The sequence below is a fragment of the Insolitispirillum peregrinum genome (genome assembly GCF_900156605.1).
In the GTDB taxonomy this organism is placed as follows: domain Bacteria; phylum Pseudomonadota; class Alphaproteobacteria; order Rhodospirillales; family Rhodospirillaceae; genus Insolitispirillum; species Insolitispirillum peregrinum.
Genome location: NZ_FTOA01000005.1, coordinates 131,270 through 155,300, shown reverse-complemented (window position 1 = coordinate 155,300; position 24,031 = coordinate 131,270). Strand labels below are relative to the sequence as shown.

Here is a 24,031-nt window from a genome sequence, read left to right as displayed (position 1 = left end):
AATTTCACCGACACCATATTACCAGTTCCTCGTATCATGACGATCAGCACGGTGCAGGCAATGCCCGTCTGGCACATATCCGCCAACAAAGCCGTACCACCCCGGATCAGGCCGAAGGCAGGGGCTTTCCTCTGCACCGTAATTGCTGAACAACGCCTTCAGGGATTCCAGCTGCTCGGCATCCTTGCCGGGAACAACGCTGGACCTGATGCCGGGGTAGCATTGCAGGGCAATCAGGACTGCCGCCAGCAGGTTGAGTGCCAGCAACACCACCGATGCCCGCACCGACAATGGCCATACCACAGGCCGGAACAAGCGGCGGCTCATGACGGCTTCACCGACAGCATATAGCCAACACCGCGCATGGTGACGATCACGACAGCGGCGCCAGCATCCTGCAACCGTTTGCGCAACCGATGAATCAGAACATCAACCGCATTCGATGCCAGTTCTTCCCCCATCGGATAAAGCGCCTCTTCCAGCGCCGTCCGGGTGATCACCCGGCCACCGCGCCGGATCAGATATTCCAGGGCATCCCGCTCGCGCCGGGACAAGGTCAGCACGATTGCGCCAACCCGCGCTTCCCGCGTCCGCGGGTCAAAGCTGACATTGCCATAGCACAGGGTCATCTCCAGCCCCTTGCCCTGACGACGTTCCAGCGCACGCAGGCGGGCCACCAGTTCGGCCATCGCAAACGGCTTGACCAGATAATCATCGGCCCCGGCCGTCAGGCCGTTGACCCGATTTTCCACGCCATCACGGGCCGTCAGGATCAGCACGGCGCAGGCAACACCTTTCCGGCGCATTTCTTCCAGCAGATCCATGCCATCCCGGTCCGGCAAGCCCAAATCCAGCACGACGGCATCATAGGAACCGACCGCCAGTGCCTCCCAGCCATCCCCTGCCGTGCTTACCGCATCTACCACAAACCCGGCTTTCCCCAGCCCCAGGGCGGCATATTCCGCCAGCTTGCGGTTATCCTCAATCAGCAGAATCTTCATTCACTCCGACCTAAAGCAGTGAGCGCAAACGCAGGAACCGGTTTTGTGCAAAATCACTGCGACAGATAAACAGGTTATACCGGCACCATGATCGCCCCGGCGGATTACCACAACATTACATACCTTCGTAATGCCACCGTAATGCGGGCACCGCATCGTGTCGGTATCGCATCCCTTGGACCGGAATAAACCTGATCATGCGCTTTCCCTTTTTGATCTCCCTGAGCCTGACAGCCTGCCTGTTCCAGAGCATGCCCGCCACTGCTGCCGAGCCAGGCAGCGTATCCAACTGGGCTTTTCAATTGGGAGCCGCCGGAATGGTCCAGCCGACCTATGAAGGCTCCAAACACTATGAAGTCTCTCCGGTTCCCTTGATCGGAGTATCGTGGCGCGACACCGTATCGCTGGATGTCAAAGATGGCCTGAAGGTCCAGATGCACCCCTTGCAGGACAACCGGCTTTCGGTCAGCGGCAGCCTCGGCTATTGGCAGGGCCGGAAAGAAGGTGCTGACAAGGACAATGACGACGCTTTGCGCGGACTGGGGAACATCTCGGGCAACGCCGTCGCCCGTCTGGGGGCCGAATACCAGATCGGGGCCTTGTCTGCCGGCCTGACCATTGCCCGCGATGTCGGCGGCGACCGGGATGGGACGGCCTTGACATTCAGCGGGAAATACATGGTTTATCAAGGGGCTGGCTTTCAGGTCAGCGCCGACGCATCAACCACTCTGGCAGATGACAATTACATGGGCAGCATGTTCGGGATCAGCGCAGAGCAGGCTGCCAGGTCCCCGAAAGGCTACGCAGTCCACGATGCCGGAGCGGGGGTGAAGGATGTCAAAATCGGCATGACGGTCGGGTATGCGATCAGTCCATCGCTCAACATGTTTGTCCGGACCGAAGCCGGGCGCCTGATCGGCGACGCCGCCGACAGCCCGATTGTCAAGGATGCCGGATCAGAAAACCAGTTCTCTGGCGGAGCTGGATTGAGTTACCGTTTCTGATCACCGCCCATTACATGGGGTCGCACGATAGAGCATTGTGCGAGACGTGGATACCACAGTACACGACACAAAGAAAACAAGATCATGGAGCGCTGCTCCACACCTCACTGGGGCCTTGAGGCCCCATTCCTTTGATCATAAAAGAAAAAATGGGGGTTGGGGGCCTCAGGCCCCGAGTAGTTCAGGCGGCAGCCTGCACTGGTTTCACTAACTGTCGTGTACTGTGCGTGGGCACAGGCACGCAAGTCTAACATTTTGATTTATAACAGTTATTTTGCGCAAAACTGGTTCCCGCTTTTGCGTTCACTACTCTAATTTGATCGCCCAAGCGTATTGACCTTGAAAAAAACAAACCCCGAGGCGTGTTTCCACAGCCTCGGGGTTGTCTTGTCTGGCTTCGTGACCAGCGAGGAAGGCCCTCACTGGCAACAGAAATCAGGCATCACGCAGGTTGATAGCGGCCAGCTTGCCGGTACGACCACGCTCGGTTTCGTAGGCAATCTTCTGACCTTCGCCCAGGCCGTTCATGCCAGCGCGTTCGACAGCAGAGATGTGAACGAAGATATCAGCCGAGCCATCATCCGGCTGGATGAAGCCATAACCCTTGGTGCTGTTGAACCACTTCACGGTGCCGGTAGTGGACATAGTCCCTCCAATAGGCAGATTTGCTCCTTCCGAACATCGGAAAGAGCATCAAATAAAGAATGGGGATGTCCAGGAACCGCCTGTATCGGTGGCCTGCGGGAAAAAGCCCACTAAATTCGATGGCTGGATTATGGGGTATTTCAGCGGGATCAGCAAGGATTATTATCAACCCTCCTTGCTGTTTCCCAAAAAACAAACAGCAGCGTGCCGTTACAACCTATCCACACCCGCCCGGAAACTCTGCAGGGACCGGCGGATCAGGGAATCGGGGGCATTTTGAGAACACCCGCGCAGTCCCGCCATCAAACCGGTCCCAGTGTCTTGCCTGATACTTTCGTCAATCCAGTTTTTTCAGCGTATCCAGATCACGATTGATGCTGACCATCGCCTGTTGCTGTCGTTCGGCCACCGACGCCAGTTCCGCCAGCGTCGTATCGAGCACCCCTGACCCTGAGAACACCGTCTCGATCTGGGTTACCGTTTGCTGATACAGGGCTTCTTCGGCGGCAAAGCGACTACGGATGGTGTCGATGATCGTCCCCAGCGTATCCAGAGAGCCATCCATGCCGTTGATCGCCCGCTGGGTTCGCCCCAAAGTCTGCTTGGTGCTGGCCGCCAGGTTTTTGACTTCCCCGGCCACCACCGCAAAGCCCTTTCCGGCCTCACCGGCACGGGCGGCTTCGATGGTGGCGTTCAGGGCCAACAGGTTGGTCTGGCTGGTGATGCCGTCGATCACCGAAACCACCGTCCGCAGTTCCGAGGTGGCTTCTCCCAGCGTGGCGAATTCCTGGCTAAGGGCTTCGGCATCCCCATCGACACCCGCCCCACTACCGCTGCCACTGCGACCACTGGTCAGGGTATGACGCACCTCGTCCATCGCCTGCCGGATTTCATGGGTCCGCGCCGCCATGCCTTCCATTTCCTGCGTCACCGCCAACTGATCCATCAACCGCAGAATCAAATCCTTGCGCATTGAGTTCATCAGCTCGGCCCGCCGCAACTGGCTTTTGCTGAAATAGTTCTGGTAACGCCCGTAATGAACCGGAAAGGTTTCGATGAACGGGTCGGAAAAACCGTCTTTGGCTTCAAAGAACACCAGGGCACTGAGGGATTCGTTGATCGAAATCCCGAACAGTTCGCCAAAGGCCGAATATCCCGCCGTCGGACAGGTCCACAGACCATTCAGGTCTTTCAGCGCCGGTTCGTTCTTCAGGCGGCGTAAAATGCAGTCGTTCAGCAGGGCCGCCACCGGCGTTCCGCGCCCGCGCATGAAGGCCGTCACATCCTTGCGCGTCTGCGCGGCAAAATCCGTTGCCTTGAGCAAAAACAACTGATCCCCGGCATTGATGTCACAATAAAAGGTCACCACACCGCTTTCGGCATTCAGGGTTGCCACCGAGCGAACGAACATTTCCCCATCGATTTCAATCCCGAACGCATAGCCTGCCAGCTTGCGCTCGATATCCGCTGGCGAAGACTTCAAGGCCCGGCACAGGGCATCGACCATGGTGATGACCTCGCCAGTGGTGGTGTCCAGAACCGACGATGCCGTGCGACGGGCCGGGTCGGCCTGAATGATGACAAAGGATGTGCTGGTTTTTTCGTAATTCTGGCTTTTCAGCACCCCATACCGTTTGGATGGATGAATGCGCAGAAAGGCAATCACTGCATGCTGTTGCAGGACACGTTTGCCATCGAACAGCCAGGTGTTCTGAAAATCCAGCGTTCCCCCTGCCAGACCACCGATGAACAGGCAGGGAAACTGCCCCGAGGAATAGACCGCCTCCATCAAATAATGGTCACTGGCGGCCAGACCATCGACAAACGTCAGCGCCACGGTATCCGACGCCCGGATATGGAACGGTGGCTTGATGGTGCGCAGCGTCTCGATCAGTTTGGCTACCCTGGCTTCCCGATCCACATGGGCAACCCCGGACTGCGGCATGTCGGTGTGCAACGGGATGGTGTGAAGGCTGACCTCGGAAATCAGCTCAGGACCAAACACCTGCACCACCACCGACGACCATTTTCCTTGCGTCGGACAATACAGCGGGCTGGCCCCTTTGGCCGATTGTGATCCACTGCACAACTCGCCAGCCGTCGACAGGGCCAACAGGGGCGTTTGCCCCGCCAGTTTGTTCAGCGCCGTCGCCACCGACGCAAAATCCACATTCGGGGAAATGAACGCCACCGCCAGAGGCGCTGACTGCGCATTGATACGGAACAGGTCAGCCGTTACGCCAGCCAGCGATGCATCCGTGTGGACAACAACCACCGGCGGCGGCAAAGCTCCTGACGGCGACGCTGCATCGGACAGGGAGGGTGCAGTGGCAGACGCAAGAGAAGGCTGGACAGCCTGGGCGGTTGACGAGGGCACAACATCATCCTTGTGGCGGAAAAACATGACAGCAACCTCTCGAGGATTTGTTTCCAGGGCTCCAGCGTCTTTCCCGACTGCCATGGCAGGTCGATAAGCGCCGGTTATAATACATAAATATACATATACTCTAAAGAGCGTCCAGTCACCTATAGGTCTGGTGATCCAGTTTCATTCTTTCCGGGCAGAAATCCTGCCGTCTATAAGACTATCGTCCACAATACCGGACGTGCAGGGCTCTCCCCTGTCGCTGAAGCTGGTCATTGCGAAGAAGCCTTTCAAGGAGAGAGTCCAGAAACAAACAGGCCCGGAGGAACCATCCCCCGGGCCTGTCTGGTCAGGTTGCGCACGATCAGGGTTATCAGGCAGCAAAGCCCGCCGCAGCCAGTTGCTGGTGGAAATCACGCACCATGCGCTCGGCGTCCGCCGGGTTGTTACAGCCTTCCGTCAGCCTCTCGACAAAGTTGGGCTGCCGCAGGTGCTCGGCGATACGGCGACGGGCGATCTGCAAGGCACGACCTTCCAGCAGTACGCCCGACGAGCAGAATTTCACCAGTCGGGTTGCCCGTTCATGCAGCGACAGCACCGGATCGTCCAGACGATCAATAAAGCCGTCTTTTTGCACGAAGTGCGCCAGCATTTCATCGAGTTGATCAACCACCCGGGTCCGCAAATCCGCCGGGATGGCTGAATTCAGCAAGGCTCGCTGCAAATCGCTGACCATCAGCATCTTTTTGGTCGATGGCAGGCGGGGATTGATGAACCCGTGAATATCCAGCGCCTGCGCGGACAGATAATCAATCGCCCCGGTCACCACATCCATCGTCACTTCGCCGGTCTGCGTTTCGGCTATATTGATCAGATAGCGCAGCTTTTGCATGGGGTCACGGATCATCCCCAACATCGCCGAGACAGCCCGCCGCCGTCCGGGGGCGCCGCCTTCCGGGAAGCGCAAGCCACAGCGTGTGGTCAGGGCTTCGGCCATTTTCGGGCCACCGGTGATGCCCTTTGGACTGGACAGGCGGTTCAGCAACTGGCTGAAAGCGGCCTCTTCCTGCTCGGGGTTGGCCCGGTTCAACGGCTGGCGGCCTTCGATCTGCACCTTGACGCGATCAAGCAACACCTGTGCTCCGCTCGGCAGGCAGCCATCGGCAAACAACCGCCGCAGCACCTCGACCAGATCGGGCACCGCCGAGCAGGGCTTGTCTTCTTCCTTGCCTTCCATCAGGTCGATCAGCGCAATCAGGGCCGAACACAGGTTCGACCGGTTGCCCAGCAGTTCCTGAATCACCGTCGCAGAGCCGAGGACGTCAGCGATATAGCCATCCAGAATCGCCAGTGCCCCGCGATCCAGCGTCGGCGTTGCCGCCTTGAGCAGAAAGTCGAGCTTGCTGAGGAAATTGCGTTCGACATAGAACTGGCGGGCGATCATGCAGCGCACCAGATGATCGCGCCGCGCCGGTCCGCCTTCGTCCTCACAGGCCTGCAACAAGGCCGGGTAGTCGGTCAGGTTGAACTTGCGCAGATGACGCTCCAGTTCCGCCTCACGCGCACGCGATGCAATGATGTTGGCCCAGGAATACAGCTCGTCACGCCGCTCACGCGCATCCTGCCCCGATCGCCGGGCCTGGATGGTGGCAATGCGGTCGATCGCTGCCGGATAGACCGGTGGGTCATTGTCCATCAGCTTGGCCAGCGCGCCGTAATTGTGCAGCACTTCCGAGGGAGTCAGGCCCATCTGCTCGAAATACTTGCGCAGCACCTTCCACATGGTCAGACGGGATTCCAGCCCATAGACGTCTTCCAGGGACTGACAATCGTTGGCGTCTTCAATCGGCACGATCTGCACTTGCGGATCACCCGGACCCGCCAGCATTTGCTTGAAGATGACCTTTTCGCTAAAAGTCCCATCGGCCTTCATGCGTTCACGGGTGACCTCGACCCCTTCGCATTGATTGGCCTTGACCAGTTCATTGGCACGTTTGAGGGCGAGGGTCTCGCTCTCAAACACGGTATCGACGAGCCAGCGCTTTTCCGCCAGCGTCTTGACCTCGAACGTAAAATGGGGCACGTTCCGGCCTCCCCAACTAAAAACGACCACTCCGATGCCCGTTCTGGGCCCACGAGCGGACAGCAACGCCCTTCTGTTGCGTTCTCCACTTCTGTTCGAACATTCCTGACAGAAGAGCCCCGTATCGTTTCCTCGCCCCAGACCCGGAAACAAACCCCGAGAGCAGCCAGCCCCAGGACTTCAGACCTGACGAAAGGATGTAAAACCCCGACCGCACAAGATGGAATTTGAATGTATGATCGGGAAATCAAATCATCCCGAATTTCTGTCATTCTGTCAGCAGGAATTCTGTATATTTGACCGTACAATAATAATTAAACGCCGTTTTTCATCAATTAAGGGTTTCATAAATACAGAAATTAGTCCTTTGTAACTATACTTCTTTCACCGCATCCTCTTCCGGCACTCGCCGGGCCTGCTCCGTCCACCGCCCCGCCTCATCCTGACGCCAGTAATAGAGAGAGAATCCTGCCGCCAGCCGCGCTTTCCATCGTTCGCGGGCGGCCATCACCGCCGCCTCGTCGTGACCATTGAACAGGTCCAGCGTCCGGGCCATCTCCGTCGCCAGCGGGCTGTCCATGCCATCACACAGCACCAGCACCTGCGCGCCGTTCGGGCAATCCTGCGGATCATCCGTCAACCAGACCGGCTGGTCACTGGCATAACCATCCCGCGCCGATCCGTGCGGAATCCACAAATCACGCTGGTCCCACAGCATCAGGGTCAGGTCTTCGACCCGTTCGGCAGAGCCCGCCACCACCACGGCCCGCTGGCCACTGGCCAGAACCCGCTCCAGCAGGCGCGGCAACGCCTCTTCCAGCCTGAACCGTAACAGGTGATAGAAATCGCTGCGCGGCATGGGGGCTCCGGGAAAACAGGGGGCAGACGGCGCGTTAGTCTTAACGGCTCGCCTCGTCCTTGGAAAGGTCTGTTTGGGAAAAGGTCTGTTCGGGAAAAGGCCTGAGTGATAACCGGGCTTTCACTATCAGTCGTCTGGATGGCTTGCTACACTGCGAGGCTTCGCTGTCTGCAAGGACTATTGCCTGTGCGCGTTCTTCCTCCCCTGCTTGTCGGCTTTGGCCTGCTGGCCCCTGTTGCGGCAACGGCCCATCCCCATGTCTGGGTCGACGGGACCCTGACCGCCCACCTGACCCCACAGACGATGATTGACAGCGTCACAGTGGAATGGGTGTTTGATGACGCCTATAGCGCCTATACCCTCGAAGGCCGCGACCGCAATCGCAATGGTCGCTACGAGCCAAAAGAGCTGCACGACCTGATCGACGGTGCCATGGACCGGCTGGTCGAATGGCGCTATTTCACTGATATCCGCGACAGCCAGAATACCCGCGCCACCTTTGCCCATGCCCGTGATGCCATCGCCTCGGTCAAGGATGGCAAGCTGGTGTTTACCTTTACCCTACCCCTTGCAACACCCGTGGCGGCGCAGGGCGCCACCCTGCGTCTGTATGATCCCAGCTTTTACATGGACGTCGCCCCCGCCGAGCAGGACCCGGTCCGTTTTGATCCTGCGGGCCGCTGTCAGGCCACATTTCACCCTCCGCCACCCATGCAGGAAAGCATGCTGATGTCTGAAAGCATGTTCCGGCAAGAGGTCACCCCGGAAACCGAAGCCAGCATTGGTCTGGCCTATGCCGCCAGTCTGAGCGTGGAGTGCACCCCATGACGGTACGTCTTGTTCTCGCCTGTGCCACAGCCATTGCTCTGGCGACGCTTGCTGGCCTGATTTTCGGGCCGGGGCTGGCCCATTGGGTGGTCGAGCAGCAGCAGTATTTTCACCACATTCTGACCGCCGCCCTGTATACCCTGCGTGATCAACACAGTTGGGCGGCCAGCCTTACCCTGATTGCCATCAGCTTTGGCTATGGAGTGTTCCACGCCCTCGGCCCCGGCCATGGCAAGGCCGTGCTGTCCGCCTATGCTGCCACGCAGGAAAGCCGCTGGCGGCGGATGGTGGTCCTCGCCGCCATTTCCGCCCTGACCCAAGCGGTGGTTGCCATCGCGCTGGTGTCACTGGCTGCCTGGGTGATGGCACAAGGCATGCGCTGGGCAATGCAGGCCGCCGACCGCTGGCTGGAGCCGGTGAGCTTTGCGGCTGTTGCCGTGGTCGGCCTGATCATGGCCTGGCGAAGCATCCTGATCTGGCGGCGGCAGGCTGGCCCGATGGCATCCCCGCATCACCATCATGATCATGACCACCATCACCATGGGCATGAGCACCACCATCATGACCATCAGCACAGCGAAGACTGCGGCTGTGGCCATCAGCACCTGCCCGATGCCCGTGCCCTGACCGCCAGTTGGCAGCAAGGAATCCTGATGGCGGTGACAGTCGGTTTACGCCCCTGCACCGGCTCTCTTCTGGTTCTGGCGCTGGCCTATGGCCTTGGCCTGTGGAGCACCGGCATCGCCGCCGCCTTTGCCATGGCCGTCGGCACTGGCCTGACCGTGGCCGGGCTGACCACGCTGGCCCACGGGTCGCGGCGACTGGTGGTACGGCTGATCGGATCAGAATCCCCGGAGGCCACTCGACGGCAGGCAGCGCTGATGCTGGTTGCCGGAGTGGTAGGGGGACTGGGCGTAACGGCCTTTGGCCTGCTGTTGCTGTCCGCAACGCTCAGTCAGCCGGTACACCCGCTGTTTTAGAGCATTGTGCGAAAAGTGGGCACCGGTTTTCGCAACAACAATGCGACATGGAAAAACCTGCATTGTGCGAAAAGTGGGCACCGGTTTTCGCAACAACAATGCGACATGGAAAAACCTGCATTGTGCGAAAAGTGGGAACCGCTTTCCGCAACAACAATGCGACATGGAAAAACCTGCATTGTGCGAAAAGTGGGAACCGGTTTCCGCAACAACAATGCGACATGGAAAAACCTGCATTGTGCGAAAAGTGGGAACCGGTTTCCGCAAAAAAAAATGCGACAGAACAAAAGGTTAGAGCAGCGTGTGTCGGATTTAACGCACGCTGGTCTAGAGCCGTGTTCTTGCGTCACATCACGGTACACGACAGGTGGTTCAATCAGTGCAGGCTGCCGCCTGGAACCGCTCGGGGCCTCAAGGCCCCGGCGAGCTTTGGAGCAGCGCTCCATGACCTTGTTTTCTGTTGACCATACGCTGCAAAGCAATCGGGGCCAGCCTGTCGGCTGACCCCGTTGTTTTTACTCATCCGCTGCCGGAGCGGCCTTTTTGGTCCGGGTCCGCCTCGGCTTGGCCGGAGCAGCCTCTTCGGTCACCGCCGGAGCCTCTTCAACCACGGCAGCCTTTTTGGCAACACGGGTCCGCTTCGGCTTGGCGGGGGCGGCCTCTTCGATCACCACCGGAGCCTCTTCGACCACCGCAACCTTTTTGGCAACACGGGTCCGCTTCGGCTTGGCTGGAGCCGGGGCAGCCTCCTCGGTCACAACCACAGGAGCAGCGTCAACCGCCACCGGAGCCTCTTCGACCACCGCAACCTTTTTGGCAACACGGGTCCGCTTCGGCTTGGCCGGAGCCGGGGCAGCCTCTTCGCTCACCACCACCGGAGCCGCCTCAACACCCACCGGGGCCTCTTCGGCAGCCACAACCTTTTTGGCGCGAGTCCGCCTCGGCTTGGCCGGAGCGGCAGCCGGGGCAGCCTCTTCGATCACCACCGGAGCCGGTTCGCTCACCACCTCGGCACTCACCGGTGCCTGATCCTGCACAACCACAGCAGCCACCTCGGCAGCCTGCGGGGTGGTCACCTTTTTGCTGCGACGACGCGAGGTCCGCTTCTGGCGACCCTTCGGGGCACTTTCGGCATCATCGGCCACGCTCTCTTCGGCGTCCGCCACCACAGCTACCGGCTCGGCGTCATCGTTGGCGGCCACGTCGGGAGCAACGTCATCGCCAGCGACAACGGCGGCCGCTTCACCACGGCCACGATTGCGACCACCGCGACGACGGCGCGAACGGCCACCACGCGACGACTGCTCTTCAGCATCAACCACCGTCACCATTTCCGGCGGCAGCTCTTCGTCGTCAGCATCACTGCTGTCGTCGATCACCACCACCACTTCGTCAATCAACTGATCGGCGGCCTCATCGCTCAGCAGGTCTTCTTCGGTGCTGGAGAAATCGCCGGGATCGACCAGAATGAAGGCCGGGACGTGACTGCCAAAGGCCAGCACATCATCGCCATGATCCATTTCCTCGACTTCCCACGCCGGATGATTGCGCCGGCTGCGTCCACCACGGTCGCGATCACGATCACGACGGTTACGGGGATCCTGGCGGCTTTCCGCCCGCGCTTCAGAGCGTCCTTCAACGGCCATCACAGCAGCACTTTCCGGGGTTGTCTCGATGGAAGGGGAAACAGCAGCTTCAACGGGGCGATCGTCCCGCTTGCGATCACGACGCTTGTCGGCAGGGCGCTTGCCAGCCTTGCGGGCCAGTTTGGCTGCCTCTTCGCTCAACTCAAGCGGCGGGATACCTTCGATCTCCAGGCGCGGAATCGCCGTGTTGATCAGTTTCTCGATAAAGCCAACGTACTTGGCATCACCCGGGGTGGCGATGGTAAACGCCCGCCCCTCGCGGCCCGCGCGACCGGTGCGACCAATGCGGTGCACATAGTCTTCGCTGTGCGTCGGCACGTCAAAATTGAACACATGGCTGACATCGGCGATGTCGATCCCGCGCGCAGCCACGTCAGAGCAGACCAGAAAACGGACGTTCCCGGCCTTGAAGGTGGCCAGCGTCGCGGTGCGTTCCTGCTGCGGCATGTCGCCGTGCAACTGGGCGACATCGAAACCGTGCTTGTTCAGCGAGCGGTACAGGACCGACACGTCACGCTTGCGGTTGCAGAAGATGAATGCATTGCGCACCTCTTCGGTCCGCAGGATGTGACGCAGGGCTTCGCGCTTGTCGAACTCGTCAACCACCAGCAGGTGCTGGGAGACGGTGCTGGCGGTGGACTGCGTGGGGGCGACGCGCACTTCCTTGGGATTGCTGAGGAAGGCATCGGCCAGCTTGCGGATCGGCTCGTCCATCGTCGCCGAGAAGAACAGCGTCTGGCGCAGCGGCGGCAACATCGACACGATCCGCTCGACATCGGGAATGAATCCCATGTCCAGCATGCGGTCGGCTTCGTCGATCACCAGCACCTTGACATCACGCAGCAGGATGCGACCGCGGTCGAACAGATCCATCAGGCGACCCGGGGTGGCGATCAGCACATCGACGCCGCGTTCCAGCGCCTTTTCCTGCTCGCTGAAGCTTTCGCCGCCGATCAGCAGGGCCATGGTCAGCTTGTGATACTTGCCATACAGGGTGAAGTTTTCCGCCACCTGATTGGCAAGTTCGCGAGTCGGCGCAAGAATCAGCGAGCGCGGCATCCGCGCCTTGGCCCGGCCCTGCGCCAGGACGTCGATCATCGGAAGAGTGAAACTGGCCGTCTTGCCGGTTCCGGTCTGGGCAATGCCCAAGACATCGCGCCCCATCAGGACATAGGGGATCGCCTGCTCCTGGATCGGAGTGGGTGTCGAATAACCAACGTCTTCGACGGCCTTAATGGTTTCAGGACTCAGTCCGAGATCGGAAAAGTTCATGGAAAGTGCGTTTGCCTAGGCTCATGTGCGCTTGATGCACCAGGGCGACTTGCTCTGGCAGGACCGGAAAAGCCCTATCGGCGCGTTATTGTGGCGGATAATAGGCGTATGGTGTGCGCTGTCAACCGGTGTACAGCTTTTGCCCCTCTGAATTTGGCAATTCAGCGGCAAAAGAATCCTCTCCGGCTCCACGGGAATGGTCCTGCAGCCCGAACCGGACTGATCCTTAACCCCGATCAGATGCAAGGCAACAGACCTTATTACCAAGAATTCATACCCCCGCAAGGCCGGGGTTAGTTTTGCAATGGCATGCTTGGCTCCATGGCCGGTTGTTGGTTGTCGGCCCGCGGACAGACTACGGCGTCACCCCTGCTGTTCTGTCCGCCCGTGCTCGTGGTGGTCCTGCCTGCCCTTTCACCGGACAGGGCCATGCGTCCCCGGTGCGAGTCTCCCCACCCCGTCGCACCGGGGACAGAGCCTTTCAGGGGCTGCCGAAATTAGGTATGGTATCCAATGACGTCTGCATCCCATGATATCAGCAGCTCTGTCAGCACCGCTTCTGTTACAGCACCAAGGAACAGGTTATCCATGCGTGTCCTGATTGTCGAAGACGATGATAAGACGGCATCCTACATCGAAAAGGGCCTCTCGGAGGCTGGCTTTGCCGTTGATCGCGCCGCCGATGGTCGCAGCGGACTGTTCCACGCCATGGACGGGGATTATGACGTTCTGGTGGTGGACCGCATGATCCCCCAGCTGGACGGTCTGGCGCTGGTTCAGGCCCTGCGGGCGGCATCGGTATCAACGCCGGTCCTGTTCCTGTCGGCGCTGGGTCAGGTTGACGAGCGCGTCAAGGGACTGCGCGCTGGCGGCGACGACTATCTCGCCAAGCCGTTTGCCTTTTCCGAACTGCACGCCCGCGTCGATGCCCTCGCCCGTCGCCGGGTCGAGCCAAAGGTACAGACCCGCCTGCAGGTCGGTGATCTGGAAATGGACCTGATCGAACGCCGCGTTCGCCGCGACGGCAAGACCATTGACCTGCAACCGCGTGAATTCAAGCTGCTGGAATACCTGATGCGCCACGCCGGTCAGGTTGTCACCCGCACCATGCTGCTGGAAGGCGTGTGGGATTATCATTTTGATCCGCAGACCAACGTGATCGACGTCCACGTCTCCCGTCTGCGGCAGAAAATTGACAAGGGCTTTACCCAGCCCCTGCTGCACACCGTCCGTGGCGCTGGTTATAGCCTGCGGGCTGGCCTATAGTGGGGGGAGTCATCCCCCTTCTTTAAACAGGCAGTCTGCGTTCCCATGGTGCCGAGCTTTGTAACCAACGGCCTGAAGGGCCTCGGCCGTTACGGGCGGTCGGCTTTATCGATGTCCCGTTCGATGCTGCAATCGACCGCTTTCCGGCTCACCATGAGTTACATGGCCCTGTTCGGGCTGTCTGTTCTGGTGCTGTTGCTGTTCATCTACATGACCACGGCGCAATCCATCTCGCACCAGACCGAAGACACCATCAGCGCCGAAATCGACGCCCTCTATCAGCATTACGATACCGAAGGCCTGCGCGGACTGATTGACTCGATCGCCGAGCGCACCAGCTCGCCCAACCTGTCCGGTGGCCTGTACCTGCTGACCGACAACCAGTTGCGTCCCATCGCCGGTAATCTGGCCTTTTGGCCGACCGAAATCCCCGATACCCAGGGATGGCTCGACTTCTCGCTCAGCAATGGCAGCAGCGTCAGCGAAGATGCCACCATTGGCCGGGGGCGGACCTTTATCCTGTCCGGCAATTATCACCTTCTGGTCGGGCGCGACATGCGGGCGCTCGAGGGCTTTCAGGCCTTGATGCTCGAAGCCATGGGCTGGGCCTTTGCCGCCACTGCCCTGCTGGGAATCGGTGGCGGCTTTGTGCTGACCCGACAGGTGCTGACCCGGCTGGAAAACATCAACCGCGCCGCCGAACGAATCATGGGGGGTGACATTTCGCACCGCGTTGCCCTGACCGGCAGCAAGGATGAATTCGACCGCCTGGCCGAAACCCTGAACGCCATGCTGGACCAGATCGAGCAACTGATGGCCGGCATCCGCACCGTCACCAACAACATTGCCCACGACCTGCGCAGCCCCCTGACCCGCATGCGGTCCCAGTTGGAGCGAGCGATCAGCAGCCCCGCCAGCGAAGACGATCTGCGCGACATTTGCGCGCAGGTGATTGGCGAGGCCGACAACCTGCTGGCCACCTTCAACGCCCTGCTGTCGATTGCCGAAGCCGAGGCCGGCAGCACCCTGACCGACATTGCTCCGGTGGACCTGCGGGCGCTGATCGAAGATGTCGTAGACCTGTACGGCCCGGTCGCCGAAGACATGGGGCTGACCCTGCACACCGCCCAGCCCGCCAACCTGCCTGCTCCGCTGTGGGTCGGCGGTAACCGCGAGCTGCTGTTTCAGGCCCTGTCCAACATTCTGGACAATGCCATCAAATACACCCCCAACGGCGGTGATGTCGCGGTGTGGCTGCGTGCCAACGAGACAGGCAGTGTCCATTTGATCGTGGCCGACAGCGGCCCCGGCATTGTGCCGTCAGACCGGGGCCGGGTGCTGGAGCGGTTTGTCCGCCTCGACACCAGCCGTACCACCCCCGGCAATGGCCTGGGCCTCAGTCTGGTCGCCGCCATTTGCCGTCTGCACCGGGCCAGCCTGATGCTGGGCTCGGTTGATGAATCGCCGATACAGGACAATCTGCCAGCGAGCACCACCGCCCCCACGCACGGACTGGCGGTTCAGATGACCTTTCCCTCCCTCAAGGTAACCATTTAATTTTCATGGTTAAAGGCAACATTCTGCTGGATGTCCCGATATTTTCCGTTGCTTTTTGACGATCGATGCTATATTCATCGAGATATAACGAATGCAGAAAGCGATGACCCTGTTTATCGGGCAAGGCCATGGATGATCCCCCCTCCACGCCCTCCCCCAAAAAAGAAGGACAGGCCAAGGCCCGTCCTTCGTCAGTGGCGTAACTTTCAGGGTACAGATACCTGTGGTGCAGCGCATGAAAAACGGCACGTGCTTTTCGTGCGATGATCACAGGCGTTTGATCTCGATGTTGTACTTTTTCAGTGCGTACCCAACCTGACGGGGCGTCAACCCCAGGATACGGGCGGCCTTCGCCTGAACCCAGCCCGATCGTTCCATCGCCGTTACCAGACGATCCCGCTGAGGAAGGCCACCGGATCCCAGCAGCGGCTCCCCGTCTCCTCCGTCAAAGATGTCCTGATCGTCGAAATCATGGTCATGGTCGTGCGCTTCGGCCAGTTCGCGCTCACGGGCTCGCCGTGCATAGACGTCTTCGTCATGATCATGCCCATGCGTCCGGTTGACCGCCTCCCGCGCCGCAGTCCGTGGATCGAGAGCCGCGTTCCCCAGCCCACCGACCGGCTTGGCCTGCGCATCCAGTCGCCAGAGGACCGCCGACAGGCACTGGTCCCGCTGACAGGGCATATCGACGGCGGAAATCGTTTCGCCCCGCGCCATCGTTGCCACCCGATTGACGCAGTTTTCCAGCTCGCGGACATTCCCCGGAAACTGGCAACGGCAAAAGATATGCAAGGCATCGGCCGAGATGTGCATGTCGCGGCCATTCTCGTTGTTGAATTTCCCCAAGAAATACTGCACCAGACGCGGGATATCCCCATCCCGTTCCCGCAATGGCGGCAGAAAAACCGGAACAACATTGATGCGGTAATACAAATCGGCGCGGAAATCGCCCTTTGAGACCGCCTCTTCGAGGTTTTTGTTGGTTGCCGAGATCAGGCGCACGTCAACCTTGATCGTCTTGTTGCCACCAACACGTTCAAATTCGCCCTCCTGCAGGATACGTAACAGCTTGGCCTGGAACGATGGCGAAATTTCCCCGATTTCATCGAGGAACAACGTCCCGCCCGAAGCCATTTCAAAACGCCCCTTGCGCTCCTGCGTCGCACCGGTGAAGGCCCCCCGCTCGTGGCCGAACAGTTCGGACTCCAGCAGGGTTTCCGGCAAGGCCGCGCAATTGACCTTGATAAAGGGCTTGTCCTTGCGGTTGCTCAGGCTGTGGACCGCCCTCGCCACCAGTTCCTTGCCGGTACCGCTTTCACCACGCAGCAAGACTGTCGATTTCAACGGGGCAACCTGCCGCACCTCGTCGAACACACGCTGCATTGCCGGACTTTCGCCAACGATGTCGGTGATGGCCGACAGGGCCCGATCATCGGCTTCTTTTTCCAGCGCCTTTTGCAGTCTGGCCCGTTCCTGTATCAAACGCTCGCGGTCAGAAGCCACCGACTGATGCAGGCGAACCGTCTGGGCAATCAGGTTCGCCACCATGGTCAGGAAACGAACATCCGATTCAAACTTGAACTGTACGCCGCCATCCCATTCCCGTTCGATCGACAGAACCCCATAGGTCCGTTCGGCGCCCTTGATCGGAACGGCAATCACCGACACAACGTCATCTTCCTCGTGATCCGCCAGATAGTCGGCAAAGTTGGCATCCTCGCGGGCATTACCCATCACCACCGGCATCGCGGTGCTGACCACCCGTTCCAGGATTTGCAACGGGAAACGACACGCCCCCCGTTTCAAGGCGTCCCGCGACAGGTGGGACGCTGCGGCGAGGCGAACGTCACCGTTCCCCTCGGCCAGCGCCACCACACCCCGTCGCATCTGCATGTACGACGACAGCAGATTCAGGACGTCATGGAATGTTTTCTCGATATCCAGCGACGATGACAGGATTTTCGAGATTTCATAAAGACTGATAAGGGACAGCTCTGTGCTTCCCACATCGTCACCGCGCATGGGCATCTCCTGCGGTGTCCGGTTGATCCCCTGGTTCCACGCATTCAAACGCAATGATTCATTTCATTGCACTTCTTGTTTCATGAGCTTTGCTTTTTTTTATCGTGGGAACGGTCTGAAATCCAGGTTTGCCGGGGCTGAACTCCCTTACGACCACGACCTCAACCGCCCCTCAAGTGGACTTTCCACCCCAATACGATAGCCGTTTTCAGCCATTTCCGCAAAGGAAGATCGTCAAATATGCATTCTTTTTATGCATGCGACCATACTGAGTCATAAACGATCAAATTATCGACACATGCAAAAAACAGACTTTCGAGCAGAGCAGAAACCACAGGCAGTGCACCATTTATAATGAAAAATGCATCAATTGCTGCAACGCACACTCTAAATCGAACAGATCAAAAATGGACGCCATCCACCAAACCGGCTGCCCAAGCTACTGGCAAGAGAGAAAACCCTCAATGATCTTTGGAAGACATATACAACCAAGGGAATATCCACTTGAGTATTAAGGCGTCAAACCACGCTTACAGTGTATTACAGATAAATGACACTCAGGTAGGGCCGACACCGATACCGCGATGCAGCGAAGCAAACAGCATCAAGAGACATTCCCCCGCACGGCTCCGGTCACTCCGATCGCCCGGAGACGTCACACAGGACACGCCCCCTGACATGGATCACGCCATCGGGGCACATACCCAAGACATCTGCAGTGCACCTTTTCGCACTGTTCCTCGCCGGTTTCATGATGCAATCCTGATGCAGGATGTTTTTTTCAGTTCTCTGCCGGTAAAAGGATACGCAACAGCAATGTCGTTGCCCCCCAAGCCCCTGGATGCATCTTCGGCGCTGATGGCTCCTTTGCCATGGGCCGCCAGGGCGCCACGTACCCCGTCAGAGGATCATGCCGTGTCCACCCCATCGTTTGGAAACCCGATCCTTGCCTTGACCCTTGGTCTGATTGCAGCCGCAGTGGCGCTGGCTCTGGAACTGGCAGATGTTCATGGTGGGCTGGCAGCGGTGGCAACGGGCCTGAGCGTCACCTCGGCGGCATTGCTGGCGTTGTTGTATATCCGCCCGGCAACAGTGGCGGCACCATCCCCCCCCGCCTCGGCGTTTCCGCTGACAGCACCGCCGGAAGGCCCCTCTCAGGAGCAGGCCGGCCCCTTCCCGCTGCCCACCGACCCGGCCGCCCTTCAGCAGCTTTACCGCCAGATCACCAGCGACACCATCACCGGTCTGGCCAATCAGATCCATTTCCTGTCCAGACTGGATGAAATGGTCGCCCAAACCAATCGCGAGCCGGGACGCCAGATTTCCCTCACCCTGTTTTCTTTTGACTGGCCAGAGCATTTGGACACCGAGCAACAGAACGCCTATCTGTCGCACGTCGCCTCGCAGTGCCGCCCGATTGTTCGCCCCGGCGACATGGTCTGTCGGCTGGAAGACAAGCTGTTTGCCCTGTTGCTGCCCAACGCCGGACCACGGGCGGCCATGGCCTGCGCCGACCGCTTGCGCAGCACCCTGAATCCGGCGGCATACGCCGGTGCCCCCTCGCCGCTCCCCCACAAGCATTATTTCGGCGTGGCCACCCTCAAGGCGGGGGAAAGCCCGGAAGACCTGAAAAACCGGGCGTCACAAGCCATGCTGATGGCCCGGCAATCTCCGGACGAAGCCGTTCTGTTTGCCAGCAACGCTCCACCGTACCCGCTGGATTAGACCAGCGTGCGTTAAATGTGACGCCACAGTACACGACAAAAAACAAAAAGATCATGGAGCGCTGCTCCAAACCTCGCCGGGGCCTTGAGGCCCCGGACCCCATTCCTTTGATCATAAAAGAAAAAACAGGGGTTCGGGGGCATCGTCCCCCGGGCAGGTGCGGACGGCAGTCCGCCATTTTCCACCAACTGTCGTGTACTGTGATCTTACACAGGCACGCTGATCTAACCTTTTTATCTGTCGCAGTGATTTTGCGCAAAACCGGTTCCCACTTTTGCGCTCACTACTCTAGACCCGCCTTACGGCTTTGCCAGCGTCAGCGATGGCTGGGTGAGCCGGTCACCGACCGTGATCCCCCATTTATCAACCTGCCCGCCGGGCAATTCGAGAACGGCCCGCACCGGCTCGGCCGGTCCGACCGGGGTCAGGTCTCCGGGTTGAGCCTGTCGCACCAGCCCGACCACCCGGCCATCCGGGGCAAAAAACACCATATCGAGCGGAATCAGGGTGTTTTTCATCCACATCCGCACGACCAGCGTTTCCCCGAAATCGAACAACATGCCGCGCCCCTCTTGCAGCGAGGTGCGGTACATCAAGCCCTGCATCCGCTGTTCGGGCGTCAAGGCCAGTTCGACAGTCAGGTCGTGCTGACGGCCATCGTGCCCGACCAGCGTCGCCGTTCCCACCGGAAAGGTTACCCCCCCCTGAAGCTGAGCCTGCGCCCCACGCACCGGCATTCCCAGCAACAGCAAGGCCAGCACCAGGAACCAAAGCCCCCCCTGCCGTTTGGCACCCTGTCGGACTATAGACCTTTGGTAGCATTCCACCGTCTTAGACAAGACTTCCCAGCCTTGGTACATCCACACGTCCTTTCTCACGAGAGAATTATACCTTTTCCAAGATAGGAGAGAGACAATTCAGCCGTATAGTTTTTAGAGGCAAGACTGAACAGCGTTAAGATAACCCTGTAAACGCTGTTCCAGAATTTCTCGCATCCGCTAATATACTTGCAGAGGCACGCCTTCAGGGCCTATACCCTTTGCCATCGCCTGTGCTGACACGGATTTCTCTTCGGGCCTGATCATACCCCATATGCGGGCCTGAAAGCCAACGGAAGGCGCCCCCCGACTGCCCCCCTTGCCTTCCGTTGAGAAAACGCCGAGCGACCCCATCGCTCGGCGTTTGCTTTTTTGGCGCGGGCTGCCATAGTGGCCCCCCGTATCCCTGCATGATCGCTGCATGATTTGCCGGAATGACTGTCGCTTCCGTGGCCTCGCCCCCTCCACTGGGTTTAACCCTGACCGCCCGTCATGTGACCTATGACGGCATCACCCTGTTCAGGGATCTGACCCTTGATCTGCCAGCCGGACACTGGACCTGCCTGCTTGGCATCAGCGGGGTCGGCAAGTCTTCGTTGTTGCGCCTGCTGGCCGATCTGGCCCCGGCGGGCAGCGATTATCACGTTCAGACCTCTGACAACCGCCCTCTGACGGACCGGGTTGCCTACATGGCGCAACAGGATTTGCTGCTGCCATGGCTGAGCGTGCTGGACAACATCACGCTGGGGGCCCGCCTGCGCCGCCAGCCTGCCGACACCGCCCGCGCGGCCTCCTTGCTGGAGCAGGTCGGGTTGGCCGATTTTCGCCACCGCCGCCCGGATCAACTGTCAGGCGGCCAGCGTCAACGGGCGGCACTGGCCCGCACCCTGATGGAAGACCGCCCGGTGGTGCTGATGGACGAGCCGTTTTCCGCCCTCGACCCGGTCACCCGCCTGCAAATGCAGGATCTGGCCGCAACCCTGCTCGACCGGCGGACGGTCCTGCTGGTCACCCATGACCCGCTGGAAGCCCTGAGGCTGGGGGAACAGGTGCTGGTGCTGACCGGTCCTCCCGCCTCCCTGACCTCCCACCCTCTTCCGGCAGACTGGCCCGCCCCGCGTGCCGTTGACGATCCCCGCCTGACCAACCAGCAGGGGGCCTTGCTGGCCCGGCTGGTGCATCAGCGTCCGGCCGGAGCCGTCTCATGATCCGGCGGCTGATACACATCCTGGTATCGATGGTGATGACCGCCCTGCTGTGGCAGATCGCCTATCTGGCTGCCGGGCAGCAGGACTATCTGCTGCCATCGCCCCTCAAGACGCTAACCACCGCCGTGCTGAAAGCCGACCTGCTGGCCCGCCATGCACTGACCACCGGCGCGGAAATCCTCCTCGGTCTGCTGGGTGGCGGACTCGTCGGGGTGGCCTCGGCCCTGCTGCTGGCCAGCTTTGCCCCCTTGCGACGCTGGCTGGTGCCAGTGCTGGTGATCAGTCAGGCCATTCCGGTGTTTGCCATCGCCCCGTTGCTGGTGCTGTGGCTGGGCTATGGCATGGCGTCAAAGGTCGCCATGGCCTCGCTGATCATCTATTTCCCGATCACCACCGCCTTCCTGGATGGCCTCAGCCGCACCGCCCCCGGCTGGCTCGATCTGGCTCAGGTGATGGGGGGCTCCCGCTGGACGGTCCTGCGCCATATCCGTATTCCCGCTGCCCTGCCGTCGCTGGGGGCTGGCCTGAAGGTTGCCGTCGGCGTCGCCCCGATCGGGGCGGTGATCGGTGAATGGGTCGGCAGCTCGACCGGACTGGGCTATCTGATGCTGCACGCCAATGCCCGCATGCAGGTTGATCTGATGTTCGCCGCCCTGCTGGTGCTGGCCGGGCTGGCGATCACCCTGTTCTGGGTAACGGACCGCCTGCTGGCCCGCCTGCTGCCATGGCGCGCCACCACCAACGAATGAACCACCTTTTTTCAGGGAGCTTGTTACCCCATGCGCTTGAAATCCTTGCTGTTGGCCGCCGGTATCGGCCTGTGGACCGCCGCCACCGCCCTGTTGCCGCCCGCCAACGCCGCCACCAGCACCGCCTCGGCGGAAAAAGTGACCATCATGCTCGACTGGTTCGTCAACCCGGACCACGCCCCGCTGGTGATCGCCAAGGCCAAGGGCTTCTTTGCCGATGAAGGGCTGGATGTTGACTTGCAGGCCCCCGCCGACCCCAACGACCCGCCGAAGCTGGTGGCGGCGGGCAAGGCCGATCTGGCCGTTTCCTATCAGCCGCAATTGCACCTGCAAGCCGCCGAAGGCCTGCCGGTGGTGCGGGTCGGCACGCTGGTGGCCACGCCGCTGAACTCGTTGGTGGCGCTGAAAGGCGGCCCGATTGCCAGCCTGAAAGACCTGAAGGGTCGCAAGATCGGCTATTCGGTCGGCGGCTTTGAAGACGCCGTTCTGGGTGCGATGCTGGAAAGCGCTGGCCTGAAGCTGTCGGATGTCGAGCTGGTCAACATCAACTTCTCGCTGTCACCGGCCATCTATGCCGGTCAGGTCGATGCGGTGATCGGCGCTTTCCGTAACTTCGAGCTGAACCAGATGGATCTGGCGGGCAAGCCGGGGATCGCCTTTTACCCAGAAGAAAACGGCGTCCCGGCCTATGACGAGCTGATCCTGATCGCCCGCAAGGACCGCGCCAACGCCCCGGCGCTGAAAAAGGTTCTGGCGGCCAGCGAGCGGGCCGTTCAGTACATCCTGAACCACCCGACCGAGGCGTGGGACGCCTTCGTCAAGGCCTACCCCGAGCTGAACGACGACCTGAACAAGCGGGCGTGGGCCGACACCCTGCCGCGTCTGGCCCTGCGCCCGGCGGCGCTCGACAGCGGCCGCTATCAGCGTTTTGCCGAATTCCTCAAGCAGCGCGGCCTGATCAAGGACATTCTGCCGGTCGAACAATACGCCGTCGCCGTCCGCTGATACAGCAGAACGGAATATTGCGTCGCAACAGACGCAAACAAAAGGCGTTTTCATCCCCAAATGACGGCACAGAGAGTGTTCTTTGTGCCGTTTTTTGTTGGCTGGATGGCGGGCATGGGTCTATTTTCCTGCCTTGTTTCTGCCACAAGGTAGCGCCTTGCAGGCAGTGTCCCCGTTGGTTTCGGTCCCCGGCCTGCACAGCGCGCAGCGGGAATCAGGAGGCGTTATGGTGCACCTGATCGGTTTGACATCGGTCTTTGCGGCCCTGTGGCTGTTATTGTCCGGGCATACGGAACCCTATCTGCTGGCGCTGGGGGCGCTGTCGATCGGGCTGACGGTGTTCGTCCTGCGGGCGCTGAAGATTGCCGATGCCGAGGCAATGCCGCTGCACCTGCTGGGCCGGGGCCTGCGCTACTGGCCATGGCTGATCCGGGAAATCCTGAAAGCCAACTGGGATGTGGCAAAGATCATCGCCAATCCGCGCCTGCCAATCAGCCCGACCATGGCCCGCGTCACCGCCTCGCAGAAAACCGAGCTGGGCCGGGCGATCTATGCCAACTCGATCACCCTGACACCGGGGACAATTTCGGTCGAACTGGACGGCGACCAGATCACCATCCACGCCCTGACCACTGGTGGCGCCGACGGCACCGAGGAAGGCACCATGGACCGCAAGGTCACATGGCTGGAGACTGCACCATGATCCTGTACGCCGTGGCCGCCGGAGCGGTCCTGATCACCATGCTGATGGCTCTGGCCCGTGCCCTGCTTGGCCCCAGCCTGTGGGACCGCATTCTGGCCATCAACTCGTTCGGCACCGGCACCGTGTTGATGATTGCCATTCTGGGCTATCTGACCGACCGCCCGGAATGGGAAGACATCGCGCTGGTCTATGCCCTGATCAACTTCATCGGCACCATTGCGGTGATGAAGTTCATCAAGTTTTCCAATCTGGGTGGCCCGCGCTCGGGCAACTCGCTCAGCGACCTGTAAGGACC

21 protein-coding genes are annotated in these 24,031 nt (G+C 60.2%); 11 read left to right on the top strand and 10 right to left on the bottom strand.

Annotated elements, in window-relative coordinates:
- Window positions 1-18 precede the first annotated feature (18 nt).
- On the bottom strand, window positions 19-327 hold the full coding sequence (locus BW995_RS14145) for a hypothetical protein (RefSeq protein ID WP_076401066.1): 309 nt from the start codon (window positions 325-327) through the stop codon (window positions 19-21).
- On the bottom strand, window positions 324-1,001 hold the full coding sequence (locus BW995_RS14140; RefSeq protein ID WP_076401065.1) for a response regulator: 678 nt from the start codon (window positions 999-1,001) through the stop codon (window positions 324-326). The genes BW995_RS14145 and BW995_RS14140 overlap by 4 nt, the downstream gene beginning before the upstream one ends.
- Before the next feature lie 197 nt (window positions 1,002-1,198).
- Between BW995_RS14140 and BW995_RS14135 the strand changes: the two genes are divergently transcribed.
- Complete coding sequence (locus tag BW995_RS14135; RefSeq protein WP_076401064.1) at window positions 1,199-2,005, top strand: MipA/OmpV family protein; 807 nt, start codon at window positions 1,199-1,201, stop codon at window positions 2,003-2,005.
- 435 nt (window positions 2,006-2,440) lie between these two features.
- On the opposite strand, the gene BW995_RS14130 is transcribed toward BW995_RS14135, so the two are convergent.
- The 4 genes from BW995_RS14130 to BW995_RS14115 form a co-directional block, all read right to left on the bottom strand.
- Window positions 2,441-2,650 carry a cold-shock protein gene (locus BW995_RS14130; protein ID WP_076401063.1) on the bottom strand — a complete coding sequence of 70 codons (210 nt, stop codon included), beginning with the start codon at window positions 2,648-2,650 and terminating at the stop codon, window positions 2,441-2,443.
- A 337-nt stretch (window positions 2,651-2,987) separates the two neighbouring features.
- A complete protein-coding gene (locus BW995_RS14125; protein WP_175617081.1) occupies window positions 2,988-5,027 on the bottom strand; it encodes a methyl-accepting chemotaxis protein in 2,040 nt (679 codons plus the stop codon).
- 361 nt (window positions 5,028-5,388) lie between these two features.
- The gene (locus tag BW995_RS14120; RefSeq protein ID WP_076401061.1) at window positions 5,389-7,098 is read right to left on the bottom strand and encodes a hypothetical protein; all 1,710 of its coding nucleotides are present in this window, start codon (window positions 7,096-7,098) and stop codon (window positions 5,389-5,391) included.
- Between the two features lie 373 nt (window positions 7,099-7,471).
- Window positions 7,472-7,957: a DNA polymerase III subunit chi gene (locus tag BW995_RS14115; protein ID WP_076401060.1), complete on the bottom strand. Its 486-nt coding sequence runs from the start codon at window positions 7,955-7,957 to the stop codon at window positions 7,472-7,474.
- A 186-nt stretch (window positions 7,958-8,143) separates the two neighbouring features.
- On the opposite strand from BW995_RS14115, the gene BW995_RS14110 reads away from it, so the two are divergent.
- Complete coding sequence (locus tag BW995_RS14110; RefSeq protein WP_076401059.1) at window positions 8,144-8,785, top strand: DUF1007 family protein; 642 nt, start codon at window positions 8,144-8,146, stop codon at window positions 8,783-8,785.
- Window positions 8,782-9,765, top strand: a complete 984-nt coding sequence (locus BW995_RS14105; RefSeq protein ID WP_076401058.1) for a nickel/cobalt transporter — start codon at window positions 8,782-8,784, stop codon at window positions 9,763-9,765. The genes BW995_RS14110 and BW995_RS14105 overlap by 4 nt, the downstream gene beginning before the upstream one ends.
- Window positions 9,766-10,280: 515 nt before the next feature.
- Here BW995_RS14105 and BW995_RS20305 read toward each other — a convergent pair.
- Window positions 10,281-12,683, bottom strand: a complete 2,403-nt coding sequence (locus tag BW995_RS20305; protein WP_084194857.1) for a DEAD/DEAH box helicase — start codon at window positions 12,681-12,683, stop codon at window positions 10,281-10,283.
- Between the two features lie 588 nt (window positions 12,684-13,271).
- Between BW995_RS20305 and BW995_RS14095 the strand changes: the two genes are divergently transcribed.
- Together BW995_RS14095 and BW995_RS14090 are read left to right on the top strand one after the other, a co-directional pair.
- Window positions 13,272-13,949: a winged helix-turn-helix domain-containing protein gene (locus BW995_RS14095; protein ID WP_076401057.1), complete on the top strand. Its 678-nt coding sequence runs from the start codon at window positions 13,272-13,274 to the stop codon at window positions 13,947-13,949.
- A 45-nt stretch (window positions 13,950-13,994) separates the two neighbouring features.
- Complete coding sequence (locus tag BW995_RS14090; RefSeq protein ID WP_084194856.1) at window positions 13,995-15,506, top strand: sensor histidine kinase; 1,512 nt, start codon at window positions 13,995-13,997, stop codon at window positions 15,504-15,506.
- On the opposite strand, the gene BW995_RS20560 is transcribed toward BW995_RS14090, so the two are convergent.
- Entirely contained in the window at window positions 15,490-15,777 is a 288-nt protein-coding gene (locus tag BW995_RS20560; protein ID WP_139332927.1) for a hypothetical protein, read from the bottom strand. The two genes, BW995_RS14090 and BW995_RS20560, sit on opposite strands and share 17 nt — an antisense overlap.
- The gene (gene nifA, locus BW995_RS14085) at window positions 15,774-17,528 is read right to left on the bottom strand and encodes a nif-specific transcriptional activator NifA (RefSeq protein ID WP_084194855.1); all 1,755 of its coding nucleotides are present in this window, start codon (window positions 17,526-17,528) and stop codon (window positions 15,774-15,776) included. Before nifA ends, BW995_RS20560 begins: the two co-directional genes overlap by 4 nt.
- Window positions 17,529-18,443: 915 nt before the next feature.
- Between nifA and BW995_RS14080 the strand changes: the two genes are divergently transcribed.
- Window positions 18,444-19,253 (top strand): GGDEF domain-containing protein, encoded by an 810-nt coding sequence (locus tag BW995_RS14080; RefSeq protein WP_175617080.1) that lies wholly within the window; start codon window positions 18,444-18,446, stop codon window positions 19,251-19,253.
- 299 nt (window positions 19,254-19,552) lie between these two features.
- Here BW995_RS14080 and BW995_RS14075 read toward each other — a convergent pair whose 3' ends face one another.
- Window positions 19,553-20,014 (bottom strand): DUF192 domain-containing protein, encoded by a 462-nt coding sequence (locus BW995_RS14075; protein ID WP_245821466.1) that lies wholly within the window; start codon window positions 20,012-20,014, stop codon window positions 19,553-19,555.
- Window positions 20,015-20,505: 491 nt separating this feature from the next.
- Here BW995_RS14075 and BW995_RS14070 point away from each other — a divergent pair, with 491 nt between their 5' ends.
- The 5 genes from BW995_RS14070 (at window position 20,506) to BW995_RS14050 (ending at window position 24,026) form a co-directional block, all read left to right on the top strand.
- Complete coding sequence (locus tag BW995_RS14070; RefSeq protein ID WP_076401054.1) at window positions 20,506-21,279, top strand: ABC transporter ATP-binding protein; 774 nt, start codon at window positions 20,506-20,508, stop codon at window positions 21,277-21,279.
- The gene (locus BW995_RS14065) at window positions 21,276-22,028 is read left to right on the top strand and encodes an ABC transporter permease (protein WP_076401053.1); all 753 of its coding nucleotides are present in this window, start codon (window positions 21,276-21,278) and stop codon (window positions 22,026-22,028) included. Before BW995_RS14070 ends, BW995_RS14065 begins: the two co-directional genes overlap by 4 nt.
- 30 nt (window positions 22,029-22,058) lie before the next feature.
- Window positions 22,059-23,033: an ABC transporter substrate-binding protein gene (locus BW995_RS14060; RefSeq protein ID WP_076401052.1), complete on the top strand. Its 975-nt coding sequence runs from the start codon at window positions 22,059-22,061 to the stop codon at window positions 23,031-23,033.
- A gap of 226 nt (window positions 23,034-23,259) precedes the next feature.
- Window positions 23,260-23,736 carry a Na+/H+ antiporter subunit E gene (locus tag BW995_RS14055; RefSeq protein WP_076401051.1) on the top strand — a complete coding sequence of 159 codons (477 nt, stop codon included), beginning with the start codon at window positions 23,260-23,262 and terminating at the stop codon, window positions 23,734-23,736.
- Window positions 23,733-24,026 carry a monovalent cation/H+ antiporter complex subunit F gene (locus BW995_RS14050; RefSeq protein WP_139332926.1) on the top strand — a complete coding sequence of 98 codons (294 nt, stop codon included), beginning with the start codon at window positions 23,733-23,735 and terminating at the stop codon, window positions 24,024-24,026. Before BW995_RS14055 ends, BW995_RS14050 begins: the two co-directional genes overlap by 4 nt.
- The last annotated feature ends 5 nt before the right edge of the window (window positions 24,027-24,031 follow it).

What these genes read in the sequence shown, in the direction of transcription:
- BW995_RS14095 (WP_076401057.1), top strand. Translation starts at nt 13,272, where the DNA reads ATGCGTGTCCTGATTGTCGAAGACGATGATAAGACGGCATCCTACATC.
- BW995_RS14115 (WP_076401060.1), bottom strand. Translation starts at nt 7,957, where the DNA reads ATGCCGCGCAGCGATTTCTATCACCTGTTACGGTTCAGGCTGGAAGAG.
- nifA (WP_084194855.1), bottom strand. Translation starts at nt 17,528, where the DNA reads ATGCGCGGTGACGATGTGGGAAGCACAGAGCTGTCCCTTATCAGTCTT.
- BW995_RS14060 (WP_076401052.1), top strand. Translation starts at nt 22,059, where the DNA reads ATGCGCTTGAAATCCTTGCTGTTGGCCGCCGGTATCGGCCTGTGGACC.
- BW995_RS14055 (WP_076401051.1), top strand. Translation starts at nt 23,260, where the DNA reads ATGGTGCACCTGATCGGTTTGACATCGGTCTTTGCGGCCCTGTGGCTG.
- BW995_RS14065 (WP_076401053.1), top strand. Translation starts at nt 21,276, where the DNA reads ATGATCCGGCGGCTGATACACATCCTGGTATCGATGGTGATGACCGCC.
- BW995_RS14090 (WP_084194856.1), top strand. Translation starts at nt 13,995, where the DNA reads ATGGTGCCGAGCTTTGTAACCAACGGCCTGAAGGGCCTCGGCCGTTAC.
- BW995_RS14050 (WP_139332926.1), top strand. Translation starts at nt 23,733, where the DNA reads ATGATCCTGTACGCCGTGGCCGCCGGAGCGGTCCTGATCACCATGCTG.
- BW995_RS14130 (WP_076401063.1), bottom strand. Translation starts at nt 2,650, where the DNA reads ATGTCCACTACCGGCACCGTGAAGTGGTTCAACAGCACCAAGGGTTAT.
- BW995_RS14140 (WP_076401065.1), bottom strand. Translation starts at nt 1,001, where the DNA reads ATGAAGATTCTGCTGATTGAGGATAACCGCAAGCTGGCGGAATATGCC.
- BW995_RS14145 (WP_076401066.1), bottom strand. Translation starts at nt 327, where the DNA reads ATGAGCCGCCGCTTGTTCCGGCCTGTGGTATGGCCATTGTCGGTGCGG.
- BW995_RS14105 (WP_076401058.1), top strand. Translation starts at nt 8,782, where the DNA reads ATGACGGTACGTCTTGTTCTCGCCTGTGCCACAGCCATTGCTCTGGCG.
- BW995_RS14135 (WP_076401064.1), top strand. Translation starts at nt 1,199, where the DNA reads ATGCGCTTTCCCTTTTTGATCTCCCTGAGCCTGACAGCCTGCCTGTTC.
- BW995_RS20305 (WP_084194857.1), bottom strand. Translation starts at nt 12,683, where the DNA reads ATGAACTTTTCCGATCTCGGACTGAGTCCTGAAACCATTAAGGCCGTC.
- BW995_RS14070 (WP_076401054.1), top strand. Translation starts at nt 20,506, where the DNA reads ATGACTGTCGCTTCCGTGGCCTCGCCCCCTCCACTGGGTTTAACCCTG.